The sequence below is a fragment of the Streptomyces sp. cg35 genome (genome assembly GCF_050410835.1).
Lineage (GTDB): Bacteria > Actinomycetota > Actinomycetes > Streptomycetales > Streptomycetaceae > Streptomyces.
On the sequence record NZ_CP191268.1, the window covers coordinates 6621764 to 6636998 of the forward strand.

At 70.3% G+C, this 15235-nt stretch carries 11 protein-coding genes and 1 tRNA gene; 8 read left to right on the plus strand and 4 right to left on the minus strand.

Annotation, left to right across the window (positions count from 1 at the left end; genetic code table 11):
- Nucleotides 1–157: 157 nt before the first annotated feature.
- The 5 genes from ACQUQD_RS30215 to ACQUQD_RS30235 all read left to right on the plus strand — a co-directional run bounded on the left by ACQUQD_RS30215 (nt 158) and on the right by ACQUQD_RS30235 (nt 7126).
- A complete protein-coding gene (locus ACQUQD_RS30215; protein WP_428955313.1) occupies nt 158–1045 on the plus strand; it encodes a helix-turn-helix domain-containing protein in 888 nt (295 codons plus the stop codon).
- A 6-nt stretch (nt 1046–1051) separates the two neighbouring features.
- A complete protein-coding gene (locus ACQUQD_RS30220) occupies nt 1052–1384 on the plus strand; it encodes a chorismate mutase (protein ID WP_428955314.1) in 333 nt (110 codons plus the stop codon).
- A 205-nt stretch (nt 1385–1589) separates the two neighbouring features.
- Nucleotides 1590–4094, plus strand: coding sequence for an aminopeptidase N (gene pepN / locus ACQUQD_RS30225; RefSeq protein ID WP_428955315.1), 2505 nt, complete (start codon nt 1590–1592; stop codon nt 4092–4094).
- A gap of 213 nt (nt 4095–4307) precedes the next feature.
- Nucleotides 4308–5696 (plus strand): pyridoxal phosphate-dependent decarboxylase family protein, encoded by a 1389-nt coding sequence (locus tag ACQUQD_RS30230; protein WP_428955317.1) that lies wholly within the window; start codon nt 4308–4310, stop codon nt 5694–5696.
- Nucleotides 5693–7126, plus strand: a complete 1434-nt coding sequence (locus ACQUQD_RS30235) for a lysine N(6)-hydroxylase/L-ornithine N(5)-oxygenase family protein (RefSeq protein ID WP_428955318.1) — start codon at nt 5693–5695, stop codon at nt 7124–7126. The genes ACQUQD_RS30230 and ACQUQD_RS30235 overlap by 4 nt, the downstream gene beginning before the upstream one ends.
- On the opposite strand, the gene ACQUQD_RS30240 is transcribed toward ACQUQD_RS30235, so the two are convergent.
- The gene (locus tag ACQUQD_RS30240) at nt 7123–8940 is read right to left on the minus strand and encodes a bifunctional metallophosphatase/5'-nucleotidase (RefSeq protein ID WP_428955319.1); all 1818 of its coding nucleotides are present in this window, start codon (nt 8938–8940) and stop codon (nt 7123–7125) included. The two genes, ACQUQD_RS30235 and ACQUQD_RS30240, sit on opposite strands and share 4 nt — an antisense overlap.
- A gap of 147 nt (nt 8941–9087) precedes the next feature.
- On the opposite strand from ACQUQD_RS30240, the gene ACQUQD_RS30245 reads away from it, so the two are divergent.
- Nucleotides 9088–9792, plus strand: coding sequence for an SIMPL domain-containing protein (locus ACQUQD_RS30245; protein WP_428955320.1), 705 nt, complete (start codon nt 9088–9090; stop codon nt 9790–9792).
- A gap of 139 nt (nt 9793–9931) precedes the next feature.
- Nucleotides 9932–11368 carry a pyruvate kinase gene (gene pyk / locus ACQUQD_RS30250; RefSeq protein WP_428955321.1) on the plus strand — a complete coding sequence of 479 codons (1437 nt, stop codon included), beginning with the start codon at nt 9932–9934 and terminating at the stop codon, nt 11366–11368.
- Between the two features lie 70 nt (nt 11369–11438).
- On the opposite strand, the gene ACQUQD_RS30255 is transcribed toward pyk, so the two are convergent.
- The 3 genes from ACQUQD_RS30255 to ACQUQD_RS30265 all read right to left on the minus strand — a co-directional run bounded on the left by ACQUQD_RS30255 (nt 11439) and on the right by ACQUQD_RS30265 (nt 14457).
- Nucleotides 11439–13373 (minus strand): alkyl/aryl-sulfatase, encoded by a 1935-nt coding sequence (locus ACQUQD_RS30255; RefSeq protein WP_428955322.1) that lies wholly within the window; start codon nt 13371–13373, stop codon nt 11439–11441.
- Between the two features lie 135 nt (nt 13374–13508).
- Nucleotides 13509–14288, minus strand: a complete 780-nt coding sequence (locus ACQUQD_RS30260; RefSeq protein WP_428955323.1) for a helix-turn-helix domain-containing protein — start codon at nt 14286–14288, stop codon at nt 13509–13511.
- Between the two features lie 86 nt (nt 14289–14374).
- Nucleotides 14375–14457: transfer RNA gene (locus ACQUQD_RS30265), tRNA-Leu, on the minus strand.
- Nucleotides 14458–14560: 103 nt separating this feature from the next.
- Between ACQUQD_RS30265 and ACQUQD_RS30270 the strand changes: the two genes are divergently transcribed.
- On the plus strand, nt 14561–15217 hold the full coding sequence (locus ACQUQD_RS30270; protein WP_428955324.1) for an ANTAR domain-containing response regulator: 657 nt from the start codon (nt 14561–14563) through the stop codon (nt 15215–15217).
- Nucleotides 15218–15235 lie beyond the last annotated feature (18 nt).

Genomic DNA, 15235 nt, shown 5'->3' on the forward strand with positions numbered 1-15235 from the left:
GTGCCCGATAGGCGCCTCACCTACCGGCCGCCACCTTCACCTCTGGCGGGCCACGGGGTCCATGGACAAAGATCGGCTGGTGTTGGACGCGGGAAGGCGCCCCCGGTGCCCCGAACGCCACCACAACACGCAGGACAAGCACCACGGGAGGGGACATATGTCCACGTACCACACCTGGATGCGGTACTTCACACCCAGCCCGGTCCACCACCGCCTCGGCCTGGTCTGCCTCGGCGTGGGCCTCCAGCACGGACTGCTGCCGACCGTCGGACCCCGCACCCTCGACCACCACGTCGCCGTCGTCGTCACCGCGGGCAGCGGCTGGTTCCAGGGCACCGACGGCCGCCGCGCCCCCGTCACCGCCCCCGCCCTCATCTGGCTCACCCCCGGCCGCCCCCACCACTACGGAGCCGACCCCGACACCGGCTGGGACGAGTGCTTCGTCGACTTCACCGGCCCCGCCACCGCCACCTACACCGAACTCGGCTACATCGAGCCCGACCGGCCCCTCGTGCCCCTCTCCGACGCCGCCCCGGCCCGCGCCGCCGTCGGCCGTATCGCCCGCGCCGCCCGCCGCGGCAACCCCCTCCTGGAGGTCGAGACCGGCGCCGCCGTCCACGAACTCCTCGTCGCCCTGCGCCGCGCCCGCGCCGACATGGCCCCCGACGGCGACCCCGTCCTCCAGGCCCTCGCCCGCGACGCCTTCCAGCCGCTGTCCGTCGCCGAACACGCGGCCCGGCACGGCATGACCCCCGCCGAACTGCGCACCGCCGTCCGCAGAGGCGCCGGCTGCAGCCCCAAGGACTACCTCCTCGGCATCCGCCTCGGCCGCGCCAAGGAACTCCTCGCCGCCACCGAACTGCCCGTCGCCGCCGTCGCCCGCCGCGTCGGCTACGACGACCCCGCCTACTTCTCCCGCCTGTTCACCCGCCGCGTCGGCACCGCACCCGTCCGCTTCCGCGAGCAGCAGGGCCGTGCCGTACCCGGCGGCTGGTCGGACAAGATCCCCGACCCCGACGACCCGCCCATGGTCCACGTAGGCTGATCCGTCATGACCACCAGCAAGCCCGCAGACCAGTCGGCCGTCGATCCCGAGGTGCGCGCCGAGCTCGCCCGGCTCCGCGACAGCATCGACAACATCGACGCCGCCGTCGTCCACATGCTCGCCGAGCGCTTCAAATGCACCCAGCAGGTCGGCCACCTCAAGGCCGAGCACGCCCTGCCCCCGGCGGACCCGGCCCGCGAGGCCCGCCAGATCGAGCGCCTGCGCCAGCTCGCCGAGAACGCCAAGCTCGACCCCGCGTTCGCCGAGAAGTTCCTCAACTTCATCATCAGCGAGGTCATCCGCCACCACGAGCAGATCGCCGAGGACACCAAGCGCTGACGCACGCACCGGCGCACCATCGAGCCCCTCCGGCGACCGAGGAGCAGGGCCTGGGCCGGAGCCCCGGGGCCGCGGCGCCGTAGCCGGTCGAGATCCCTCGGCGGCTGCCGCGCCGTCGTGGCCGGCCGCGCAGCTCCCCGCGCCCCTGGCCGGGCCGCACGAGCCGCCCTGTTCCCGCGCCGGAGCCGTACGGCACCATGACCTCATGCCCGTACTGACGCGCGACGAAGCGCAGACCCGAGCCCGGCTCATCGACGTCGAGCGGTACACCGTCGACCTCGACCTGACCACCGGCGCCGACACCTTCGACTCCCGTACCGCGATCCGGTTCACCGCGCGTGCGACAGGGGACACCTTCGTCGAGCTCAAACCCGCCGAGCTGCGCTCCGCCACCCTCGACGGACAGCCCCTCGACCCCGCCTCGCTCGACGGCAACCGGCTGCCGCTCACCGGCCTCACCGAGGGCCCGCACGAGCTGCGCCTCGACACCGCGATGCGCTATTCGCACACCGGCGAGGGCATGCACCGCTTCACCGACCCCACCGACGGCGAGACGTACGTCTACACGCAGCTGTTCATGGAGGACGTCCAGCGCGTCTTCGCCGCCTTCGACCAGCCCGACCTGAAGGCCGTCTTCGACCTCACCGTCACCGCCCCCGACGACTGGACCGTCCTCGCCAACAGCGTCACCGAACACCTGGGGGAGGGGAAGTGGCAGGCCGCCACCACCCCGCTCCTGTCGACCTACCTCGTCGCCGTCGCCGCGGGACCCTGGCACTCCGTCCGCACCGAACACCGCGGCCTGCCCTTCGGCCTGCACTGCCGCCGCTCCCTCGCGCCCTACCTGGACGCCGACGCCGACGAGATCCTCGACGTCACGCGCGCGTGCTTCGACCGCTACCACGAGAAGTTCGACGAGCCCTACCCGTTCGACTCCTACGACCAGGCGTTCGTCCCCGAGTTCAACGCCGGCGCGATGGAGAACCCCGGACTCGTCACCTTCCGCGACGAGTTCGTCTACCGCTCCGCCGTCACCGACACCGAGCGGCAGACCCGCGCCATGGTCATCTCCCACGAGATGGCCCACATGTGGTTCGGCGACCTCGTCACCCTCAAGTGGTGGGACGACATCTGGCTGAACGAGTCGTTCGCCGAGTACATGGGCTACCAGACCCTCACCGAGGCGACCCGCTTCACCGACACCTGGGTCGACTTCGGCGTCGCCCGCAAGTCCTGGGGCTACGACGCGGACCAGCGGCCCTCCACCCACCCCGTCGCCCCCGAAGCCGTCGAGGACACCGCCTCCGCCCTCCTCAACTTCGACGGGATCTCCTACGCCAAGGGCGCCTCCGCCCTGCGCCAGCTCGTCACCTGGCTCGGCGAGAAGGACTTCCTCGCCGGCATCAACACCCACTTCAAGCGCCACAGGTTCGGCAACGCCACCCTCGCCGACTTCCTCGACTCCCTCGCCTCCGCCACCGAACGCGACGTCCACGCCTGGGCCGACGCCTGGCTGCGCACCACCGGAGTCGACACCCTCACCGCCCGGGTCACCGGCACCGACGACACCTGGACCCTCGCCGCCGAGCGCACCGGCAGCCGCCCGCACCGCATCGCCCTCGGCCGCTACGACCGCGACCCCGCCGACCACCGCGCGTTCGTCCTGAGCGAGCGCCTTTACGTCGACGTGCCCGCGGACCGGACGCCCCAGACGTTCCTCGGCCCCCGGCCCGCCCTGATCGTCCCCAACGACCAGGACCTCACCTACGCCAAGGTCCGCCTCGACCCGGCCTCCGAGGAAGCGGCCCTGCGCGGCCTCTCCAAAGTCCCCGACCCCCTCACCCGCGCCGTCCTGTGGAACACGCTGCGCGACATGGTCCGCGACGGGCAACTGGAGCCCGCCGCCTACCTGGAGACCGTCGGCGCCCACCTCGCCGCGGAGACCGACCTCGCCCTCGTCCAGGGCGTCCTCGCCTTCGCCCACACCCAGGTCGCCGACCGCTACAGCGCCCCCGAGGACCGCCCCGCCGCGCTCACCCTGCTCACCGCCCTGTGCGAGGACCTCATCCGCCGCACCGAGGACGGCAGCAACCCCGGCCTGCGCCTGACCGCCGTGCGCCACCTCGTCGACGCCGCCCAGCACGCCGACGTCATCCGCGACTGGTACGACTCCGGCGCCGTCCGCGGCGGCCCCGACCTCGACCCCGAGCTGCGCTGGCGCATCCTCGGCCGGCTCAGCGTCCTCGGCGCCGTCGACGAGGCCGTCATCGAGGCCGAACTCGCCCACGACCCCAGCGCCGCCGGACAGGAAGGCGCCGCCCGCTGCCGCGCCGCCCTGCCCGACCCGCAGGCCAAACAGGCCGCCTGGGACGCGATGTTCACCACCGACCCCGGACAGGACCTGTCCAACTACCTGTTCACCGCGACCGCCCAGGGCTTCTGGCAGCCCGAACAGGCCGGCCTGCTGCGGTGCTACGTACCCCGCTACTTCACCGACGTCACCGCCCTCGCCGACCGCCGCGGCCCCGCCATCGCCGAAGCCGCCGGACGGCACGCCTTCCCCACGTACGCCATCGACACCGACACCCTCGACCTCGGCGAGCGGACCCTCGCCGAAGGCACCCCCACCCCGGCCCTGCGCCGCAAGCTCACCGACCAACTCGACGACCTGGCAAGGGCATTGCGGGTACGGCAGGCCCAACAGCCCTAACCGCCACGCCTTATACACCACCAACAGACCTTTCCGGCCAAGGAGTACCCCTTTCGGGTATTCCTGTCGCATTTACCGAAGGTCTACTTCCCGAAGGTTCAAGACTGGTGGGCGCACGGCCTCGTGGCCGCCCCGCCAGTCACGCACCCGAAGGACCCCCATGAGCGCCCGCCCGTCGCCCACCACCGCCCTTTCGAGGAACGGGCTGCGCCCGTGAGCGCTCATCCGCCCCTCGCCGGAGGCACCCAGGGCCCCGACGCCCTGCGGCCCCTGCTCACCACCGTCCTCGACGCACTCCAGGAGGGGGCCGCACTCCGCGGCGGCCCCCTCCCGGCCGGCGGCCCCGACGCCGTCGCCACCCGGCTGCAGGACCGGGCGGGCACCCTCCTGCCCGAGCAGGGGACCGGCGCCGACGATGCCCTGCGCACCCTCGTCACCGCGCTCACCGAAGGCGCCGCCGACCCCGCCGACCCCCTGTGCGCCGCCCACCTGCACTGCCCGCCGCTCGCCGTCGCCACCGCCGCCGACCTCGCCGCGAGCGCCCTCAACCCCTCGATGGACTCCTGGGACCAGGCCCCCGCCGCCTCCGCCCTCGAAGCCCTCGTGACCGCCGCCCTCGCCCGCGAGGTGTACGGCGACACGGCGCCCGGCGACGCCCTCGTCACCACCGGCGGCACCGAGGCCAACCAGCTCGCCGTCCTGCTGGCCCGGGAGACCACCCGCCACCGCGCACCCGTCCGGCTCCTCGTCGGGGACAACGCCCACCACAGCCTCGCCCGCGCCGCCTGGCTGCTCGGTCTGCCCGACCCGATCGCCGTGCCCGCACCCACCGGGACCCTCGACCCCGCCGCCCTCGACGAGGCCCTCACCGACCTGCCCGGGCCCAAGCTCGTCGCCGCCACCGCCGGCACCACCGACGCCGGCCTCATCGACCCGCTCCCCGAGATCGCCGACGTCTGCGAACAGCACGGCGCCCGCCTGCACGTCGACGCCGCCTACGGAGCGGGCCTCCTGTTCAGCGCCCGCCACCACACCCTCCTCGACGGCCTCGCCCGCGCCCACACCGTCACCCTGGACCTGCACAAGCTCGGCTGGCAGCCCGTCGCCGCAGGACTCATCGCCGTACGCGACCCGGCCGACGTACAGGCCCTCACGTACCAGGCCGACTACCTCAACGCCGACGACGACACCGAAGCAGGCCTGCCCGACCTCCTCGGCCGCTCCCTGCGCACCACCCGCCGCCCCGACATCCTCAAGATCGCCGTCACGCTCAAAGCCCTCGGCCGCACCGGACTCGGCGCCCTCACCGACCAGGTCATCGCCCTCGCGCACCACCTGGCCCGGCTCGTCGACGCCCACCCCGCCTTCGAGCTCTACGACACCCCGACCCTCTCCACCGTCCTGTTCCGGCCCACGGGCGCGAGCGCCGAGACCATCGCCGCGATCCGCCGCGGCCTGCTCACCGAAGGCCGCGCCGTCCTCGGCCGGGCCCGCACCGACGACGGCACCCTCTGGCTCAAAGCCACCCTGCTCAACCCGCACACCGAACCGGGCGACCTCGCCGCCCTCCTGAAACTGGTGGAAGGACACACGCCCCGATGACAGCCGCGCCCACCCCGCAGTCCGCCACCCCGCCCGACGAGGCGCCCCGCGACCTCGTCGGCATCGGCATCGGCCCCTTCAACCTCTCCCTCGCCGCGCTCGCCCACCCCCTCACCGAGCTCGACACCGTCTTCTACGAACAGCGCACCGCCTTCCAGTGGCACCCCGGGCTGCTCATCGACGGCGCCACGCTCCAAGTCCCCTTCCTCGCCGACCTGGTGACCCTCGCCGACCCCACCAGCCACTGGACGTTCCTCAACTACCTCAAGACCCGCGAGCGGCTCTTCCCCTTCTACTTCGCCGAGAACTTCCACATCCAGCGCTCCGAATACGACGCCTACTGCCGCTGGGTCAGCGAGAACCTGCCCGGGCTCCACTTCTCCCACCAGGTCGACGCCATCCGCTGGAACACCGAACGCGCCCTTTTCGAGGTCGACTTCACCCAGCTCGACGCCGACGGAGAAGCCGAGGCCCTCGGCCGCACGTACACGAAGAACGTCGCCCTCGGAGTGGGCACCGAGCCCCACGTCCCCGAGCCGCTCAAGCCCCTCGCCGACGCGCCCACCGTGCCCGTCGTCCACTCCGCCGACTACCTCGACCACCGCGAGCGCCTGCTCGCCGCCGAACACGTCACCGTCATCGGCAGCGGCCAGTCCGGCGCCGAGATCTTCCTCGACCTCCTCCGGCACCGCCCCGCGGGCCACGAGAAGATCCACTGGCTGGCCCGCACCGAGGCGTTCGCGCCCATGGAGTACTCCAAGCTGGGCCTCGAGCAGTTCACGCCCGACTACACCTCGTACTTCCACCAGCTCCCCGAACCCGAGCGCGACCGCCTCGTCCCCGCCCAGTGGCAGCTCCACAAGGGCATCGACGCCGACACCATCGCCGCCATCCACGAAGAGCTCTACCGGCGCACCCTGCACGGCGGCTGGCCCGACGCCGTCCTCACCCCCGGCGTCAGCGTCCGCACCGCCGGCCGCGTCGCCACCACCAAAGTGGAACTCCACCTCGAACACCGCGGACAGGGCACCCGCTCCCGCCTCACCACCGACGCCGTCGTCCTCGCCACCGGCTACAAGGAGCGCCCGCTCGACGGGATGCTCGCCGGACTCGACCCCTACATCCGCCGGGACAACAGCGAACGCCCGCGGATCGACGAGCAGTTCCGCCTCGTCCTCGACAAGTCGGTGCAGGGAGCGGTGTACGTACAGAACGCCGAGCGCCACACGCACGGCGTCGGCGCCCCCGACCTCGGCCTCGCCGCCTGGCGCAGCTCCACCATCCTCAACTCCCTGACGGGCAAGGACCCCTACCCGCAGCCCCGGCGCACCGCCTTCACCACCTTCGGCCTCACCGGACACGAGAACCGCGCCCCCCTGCCCGGACAGCAGACAGGTGAGCGCGGCAATCTGATCAAACTCCAGGGTTAGAACACCGGCGTCCCGTCCCGCGTCAGCTTCCAGTCCACCGACGCGAAGTCGACCGGGTCGAGGACGCCCTTCGCCGTCACCCACTCCGCGATCCGCGTCCGGATCTCGATCGACTCCGCCCACAGCTCCTGCGCCGTCGCCACGTGCGGGAACGCGCCACCGCCGTTCGCCCGGTAGTTGTTCACCGCGAACACGAACTGCGCCGCGTCGTCCAGATCCGCACCGCCGTGCTTCAGGTTCTTGATCCGCGAACCCGCCGGCTGCGCGATGTCGATGTCGTACGAAAGACCCGACACGTAGTCGTAGTTGTAGTCCGGCCGGTTGTTCGCGTTCGTCAGCTTGTCCACATCGACCGCCGCACCCGCCGCCGTCTGCACGAAATACTCCGCCGAGTACTCCAGGTACGCCCGCACCTGCGCACCCGTCAGCAACTTCGCCACCAGCGTGTTGTCGTACACGTACAGGCTCGACAGATCGCGGATCGTCACGTCCCCCGCGGGGATCTGCGACGTACGCGAGAACGGCGACGCCTGCGACAGCACCGGCAGCGACGCGTACTGCGTCGACTTCAGCGCCTCCGTCACGACATCCGCCTGCACCTTGTTGATCAGATCGATGATCGGCGCGTCCTTGTAACGGGCGTCCTCCGTCGTCAGCGTCGCCGTCGCCCGGCCCACCACCTGGTTCACGTACTTCACGACCAGCGCGTGCTCGTCCGCGAGCAGCTTCGTGATCTTCGGGTCGTCCGCCACCGTGTTCGAGTTCAGCAGCTTCGACGACACCGACGCCACCGTCCAGCGGCCCTTCTCCCACTCCAGCTCGAAGTCGAAGAGAGCCAGCCGCTCCGCGTAGCACAGCGGCTCCGACAGGACGACCGGCTTCCCGGTCTTCTCATTGGTCACGACCTGCTGCTCGATCTCCACGTGCGCGTGCCCGACCAGGATCGCGTCGATCCCCGGCACCTTCGCCGCCACGTTCGCCGCCGCGTTCTCCACGTACGGCAGCTGATCGCCCCACGACGACGTGCCCGAGGCACCCGTGTGCGCCGAGACGATCACCACGTCCGCGCCCATCGAGCGCAGCTTCGGCACCCACAGCGCGGCCTGCTCCTCGATGCCGGGGAACTTCAGCACACCCTGCACGTACGCCTTGTCCCAGATCGCGATCCCCGGGTTCGTCAGCCCCAGGATCGCCACCTTCACGTCCTTGCCGTGCGGCGTGCGCAGCTTCTTGATGACATACGGCCGGAACGCCGGCCGCTCCGTCTTCGCGTCCACCGCGTTCGCCCCGAGCAGCGGGAACTTCAGCTGCGACTCGAACGTGCGCAGCGTGTCGATGCCGTAGTTGAACTCGTGGTTGCCGAGCGCCGCCGCGTCGTAGCCGATCGAGTTCATCGCCTGCGCCATCGGGTGCACCGGACCACCCTTCGCGGTGATCGGCTCCACGCGCGCGTAGTAGTACGTCAGCGGCGTGCCCTGGATCGTGTCGCCCGCGTCGATCAGCAGCGTGTTGCCACGGCCCTTCTCCTCGCGCACCTGCTTCACCAGGGTCGAGATCCGCGACAGACCCTGCGCGTTGCCCGCCGTGTCCGCGTACTCGGCGTCCTTGTAGTAGTCCCAGTTGAAGACGTGCCCGTGCAGGTCGGTCGTGCCCATGACCGTGAAGGAGTACCGCTTCCGCTTCTCGGGTCCGTGCCCGTGCCCGTGACCCCGCTCCGCGGCCTCCGCGGCCGGTGCGGCCAGGGCGCCGGTCAGCGCCACCCCCACGCCCGTCGCGGCGGACTGTCCCAGAAACCTTCTGCGGTTCAACGGCATCTCTGTACTCCTCGGGGCACCACTGGCGATGAGTCAACACACGTGTAACGCGCGTAGATTCTGGCGCAGAACCCACCCCCGCAACACCCCCTCCAGGTTTCGATCCGATGACCGGCCGGGGGCGGACACCAGTGAGACAGTGGGGCCATGACCCCCACACCCGCCGAACCCACGCCATTCGGGACACCCGAGGCACCCCGCATCGCCGTCCGCGGCGAAGCCCACCTCGAAGCCGACCCCGAACTCGCCCGCATCGGCATCACCGTCAGCGCCCGCGGCACCGACCGCCGCGCCACCCTCGACGACCTCACCCGCCGCAACACCGGCGTCCTCGACCTCGTCAAGACCTACGGCGACGCCGTCGAGAACCTCGAGACCGGAGCCTTCTCCCTCACCCCCGAATTCGCCAAACACGGCCGCGGCGAACGCATCCGCACCCACCACGGCCGAGTCCACGTCACCGTCGACCTCACCAACTTCACCGCCCTCGGTGAACTCGCCACCCGCCTCGCCGACCTCGACCTCACCAGCGTCGACGGACCCTGGTGGTCCCTGCGCCCCACCTCGCCGGTCCACGCCCAGGCACGCCGGCAGGCCGTCCACGAAGCCGTCCAGCGCGCCCGCGAATACGCCGACGCCCTCGGCACCACCCTCGCCGCCCTCGTCGAACTCGCCGACGTCGCAGCAGAGGACCACTCCTGGACGGGGCGCGAACTCGCCCGCGGCATGCCCCGCGCCGCCTTCGCCGGGGACACCCCCGACAGCGCACCCGCCCTCGACCTCGAACCCGAACGCCAGCACGTGCACGCCCAGGTCAATGCGCGATTCACGATGCACCCGCCCCAGCTCTGACATCCCACCTGCTCATTGGAGCGCGCCCGCGATCAAATTCAAAACTTAGCGGCGCTTGTCAATAGCCCTTCATACAAAGGTCGTTGAGTAGTCACGCCCGGCCAATTCTCTACCGGCCGGTAAGGCCTAGGCTCGAATCATGCGCCGAGCAAAGATCGTCTGTACCCTGGGCCCCGCCACCGACTCGTACGAGCAGATCAAGGCACTCGTCGAGGCCGGAATGGACGTAGCCCGCTTCAACCTCAGTCACGGCACCTACGCCGAACACGAGGAGCGCTACCAGCGCGTGCGAAAGGCCTCCGACGAGACCGGCCGCAGCGTCGGCATCCTCGCCGACCTTCAAGGCCCGAAGATCCGACTCGGCCGCTTCAGCGAAGGCCCCGTACTCCTTGAACGCGGTGACGAGTTCACCATCAGCGTCGAGGACGGCATCCAGGGCGACCGCCGTAGCTGCGGCACCACCTACGGCGGCCTCGCCGAGGACGTCACCCCCGGAGAGCGCATCCTCGTCGACGACGGCAAGGTCAGCCTCCAGGTCACCGGCGTCGACGGCCCCCGCGTCCGCACCGAGGTCGTCGAAGGCGGCATGGTCTCCGACCACAAGGGCCTCAACCTCCCCGGCGTCGCCGTCTCCGTCCCCGCGCTCTCCGACAAGGACGAGGCGGACCTCCGCTGGGCCCTGCGCATCGGCGCCGACATCATCGCGCTCTCCTTCGTACGCAGCGGACGCGACATCGAGGACGTGCACCGCATCATGACCGAGGAGGGCCGCCACCTCCCGGTCATCGCCAAGGTGGAGAAGCCGCAGGCCGTCGACAACATCGACGACATCGTCGCCGCGTTCGACGGCATCATGGTCGCCCGCGGCGACCTCGGCGTCGAAATGCCCCTCGAGCAGGTCCCGATCGTGCAGAAGCGCGCCATCAAGCTCGCCAAGCGCAACGCCAAGCCGGTCATCGTCGCCACCCAGATGCTCGACTCGATGATCGACAACTCGCGCCCGACCCGCGCCGAGGCCAGCGACGTCGCGAACGCCGTGATCGACGGCACCGACGCGGTCATGCTCTCCGGCGAGACCAGCGTCGGCAAATACCCGATCGAGACCGTCAAGACGATGAGCCGCATCGTCGAGGCGGCCGAGGAGGACATCCTCGCCAAGGGCCTGCCGCCCCTGACCGAGCGCAACAAACCCCGCACCCAGGGCGGCGCCGTCGCCCGCGCGGCGGCCGAGATGGGCGACTTCCTGGGCGCGAAGTTCCTCGTCGCCTTCACCCAGTCCGGCGACACGGTGAAGCGCCTGTCCAGGTACCGCTCACCCATCCCCCTGCTGGCCTTCACCCCCGAGCCGGCGACCCGCTCGCAGCTCAACCTGACCTGGGGCGTCGAGACGTTCCTCGGCCCGCACGTGGACTCCACCGACGCGATGGTCGCCCAGGTCGACGAGCAGCTCCTCAAGATCGGCCGCTGCCGCAAGGGCGACATCGTCGTCATCACCGCCGGCTCCCCGCCCGGCGTCCCCGGCTCCACCAACCTCGTCCGCATCCACCACATCGGCGAGGACGACAGCCCGAAGTAACCGGTCACCCACCGCGGCCGGGGCCGCACCCCTCCCCGGGGTGCGGCCCCGGCCGCGTATCCGCCCGCTCCTACGGCGTCACCACGGCGAAACCGGGATCCGGCTCGTCCACGACCGCCAGCAGCTTCTGCAACAGCGACGCGTCCCCCACGACCCCGATGTCCCCCAGCCCCTTGCCGCCCAGCAGAGCGAGCAACTGAGGCTTGGTCATGGTCAGCGTGACCTCCGCGGCCGGATCCGCCTTCGTATCGCTGCGATACGTCAACACGCCGTTCTGCAAAGTCAGATGGAACACGACGCCGGACGCCGGGAAACTCCAGTCCATCCGCACCTTCAGATCCCAGGCCCTCGGCCCGTTGACACGGATCGCCACCGAATCGATGAGCTGCTCGACGCTCAGCGCCGCCATCATCGTCGGGCCCACGGTCGACGAATCGCCGGGCCGCACCCCCTCACGCAGCTCCATGGCCCCGGTGAGATAGAAGTTCCGCCAGACCGCGTTCTCCGTCGCGAACCCCAACTTCTCGTAAACAGAGGCAAGTTCGGCCTTCGCGGCCTTGTGCTCCGGATCCGCGAACACGACGTGGTTCAACAACGTCGCGGCGAACCGCAGATCCCCGTCCCGCGCGAACCCCTTCGCCTTCAGCACGGTCGCCGTCCGCCCGCCCATCGCCTTGACGTACCGCTTCGCCTCCTCGACGGGCGGGTGCTCCCACAGATGAGCCGGGTTCGCGTCGAACCAGCCCATGTAGCGCTGATAGATGCCCTTCACGTTGTGGCTCACGGACCCGTAGTAGCCGCGGTTGGCCCACCCCTCCAGCGCGGGCGGCAGCCTCATCTCCTCGGCGATCTCCCGGCCCGTCATCCCGACATTGATCATCCGAAGGGTCTGGTCGTGCAGATACGCGTACAAGTCCCGCTGCTGCGTGAGCAGTTCGGTGATCTCGTCGCCGCCCCAGGTGGGCCAGTGATGCGACGCGAACGCCACGTCCACCCGCCCCGCGAACAGGCCGATCGACTCGTCCAGACAATGCGCCCACTGGCGGGCGTCCCGCACCTGCGCACCGCGCAGCGTGATGATGTTGTGCATCGTGTGCGTCGCGTTCTCCGCCATGCACACGGCCCGCAGATCCGGGAGGACGAAGTTCATCTCGGCGGGCGCCTCGGTCCCCGGCGTCATCTGGAACTCGAACCGCACGCCGTCGTACGTCTCGACCTGCCCGGTCCGCGTGATGCTCCTGGTCGGCGGAATCAGCCCGACGGTCCCGAGCGACACGTTCTGCCCGAGACCGCAGCCGATCTGCCCCCTGGCCGACGTGGGGAGCTGGGCGCCGTACATATAGGCGGAGCGACGCGTCATCGCCGTCCCCGCGTACACGTTCTCCGACACCGCGTGCTCCAGGAACCCCTCCGGCGCGACGACCGGCACGTCCCCCGCCCCGTTCGGCAGGACGCCGTACGCGCCGCCGAAATGGTCCACGTGCGGGTGCGTGTAGAGAAGAGCGGTGACCTCCTTGCCGGCGCCGCGATGGTCCCGGTACAGCTTCAGCGCGGCGGCGGCCGTCTCGGCGGAGATCAGCGGATCGATGACGATGATGCCGGTGTCGCCCTCGACGATCGTCATGTTCGACAGATCGAGCCCCCGGACCTGATAGATCCGGTCGGTGACCTTGTACAGGCCCTGCTTGCGGACGAGTTGGGACTGCCGCCACAGGCTCTGGCTGGCGGTGGCCGGAGCGTCCTGCTTCAGGAAGTCGTACGCGTCGTTGTCCCAGACGACCTTGCCGTCCGCATTCCTGACGACGCCCGGGGACAGAGCGGCGACGAACCCCTTGTCGGCGTCGGTGAAATCGCCTCTGTCGCCGAAGTCCGGACCGTCCTCGTCCGTCGCGCCGACGCTCCTGCCGGACCCTGCTGCGAACGCGGACTCCGGGCTCACGGCCACGGCGGCCGCGGCGGCGCCGGCCGCGGCCGCGACGAAGCGGCGCCGGTTGATCGGGCTCATGCGTACCTCTTCGGACGACGGGTGGGTGTGACCCCGAACATCGTGCGAGGCGGGTGGGCCGGTCAAGAACTCGCGGGGGAATTGGGGCGGGTCCCAGGGGGCGGCCGGGGGCGCTGTGACGGGTCCTATTGCGGGTCAGTGTTTGGGTCCCACGTGGAGGTCGAGGAGGGCGACGTCTGCCGCACGCGCGACGGAGATGTTGTACGGGCTGCCGTTGCGCGTGCAGTGCGTCCAGACGAGACCCAGCCTGTCGAGGGTGTCCGTGTAGAGCTGCCGGATGTCGTCGGACTTGTTGGTGAAGAAGTACCGGGGGTACTCGTAGCGCCTGCGCTCGCCACCGACGAGCCGGGTGGTCCAGTTCGTGATCCGGCAGCCGTCGGAATGGATCAGACCCCGCACGAACTCCCAGGGATGCGCGTCGACGATCTCCCGCTGCCAGGAGACCAGGGCGATCTCGCGCTCGTGCTTCTTGCCGGGGCCGTGCTGGGGGAACAGGCAGGTCCAGTGCTTGGTGTACGACTTCACCTCGATGCAGCCGGGCCTCTCGCGCAGGCTCACGCGAGGGAGCGGCATGACATGGCGCATGGCCTCCGCGGCGGCCGCGATCAACCCGGTCTGCGTGGCGTTGCAGAAAATGGACAGGTGGTGCTGTCGGGGCTTGGAGATGATGTGGCCGTCGCCGAGATAGAGGCCGAGTAAGTACGCATAGGCGGCCTTGCCAAAGTCACGGCCAGTGCACCTGGGGCAGTCCGTCACCGGCTCGTACGCCTCACCTCGGGCTCTGCGGTCCTCGCTGCGCCACCAGCCGACGGTTCCCCTCGGGACGTTCAGCTGCTCCGCGACGACGCGGTTGGCGACGCCCTGGCGCATCAGCGCGATTGCTTGTGCCCGTACCGAAGGTGCGTGCTGTTCCATGGGGTAACTGTGCGTGAGCGATTGTGACGCCGCGCAGCAAAAAGCGGATGTTCACGAGAACGCGAACATCCACTTACGGAACTGTGTGCCGGGTGCGGGATTCGAACCCGCAAGCCCTTTCAGGCAGAGGTGTTTGAGACCTCCGTGTATACCGTTCCACCAACCCGGCCCGGCCGCTGGCCGCGTCGGAAGTGTACCGGGTCATCACGCGCGGCCGCAGCTAGGTAGTCTCTAGGAGCAGCCCATAGCCTGCCCGAACAAGGAGCGCCCCCGTGACCGCCCCCGAGTCGCCCCAGCCCGTTGACGCCGCCGACGACGACAAGTCGCACGTCCCGCCGCTGACGACCCGTGTCGTCATCGCCGAGGACGAGGCCCTGATCCGCCTCGACCTCAAAGAGATGCTCGAGGAAGAGGGCTACACCGTCGTGGGCGAGGCCGGCGACGGTGAGCAGGCCATCGAGCTGGCCCGTGAGCACAAGCCGGACCTCGTGATCCTCGACGTGAAGATGCCGAAGCTGGACGGCATCAGCGCGGCGGAGAAGATCGCCGAGGAGTCGATCGCGCCGGTCCTGATGCTGACCGCGTTCTCCCAGCGCGACCTCGTCGAGCGGGCCCGGGACGCGGGCGCGATGGCGTACCTCGTGAAGCCGTTCAGCAAGAGCGACGTCGTGCCGGCGATCGAGATGGCGGTCTCGCGTTTCACGGAGCTGAAGACGCTGGAGCAGGAGGTCGCGGACCTCACCCAGCGTCTGGAGACCCGCAAGCTGGTGGACCGGGCGAAGTCGATCCTGCAGACGGAGTACGGGCTGACGGAGCCGGCGGCGTTCCGCTGGATCCAGAAGACGTCGATGGACCGCCGGCTGTCGATGCAGCAGGTCGCCGAGGCGGTCATCGAGGACGCCGCGGAGAAGAAGGCGTCGAAGGGCTGAGACCCGGCCCCCTGGGCA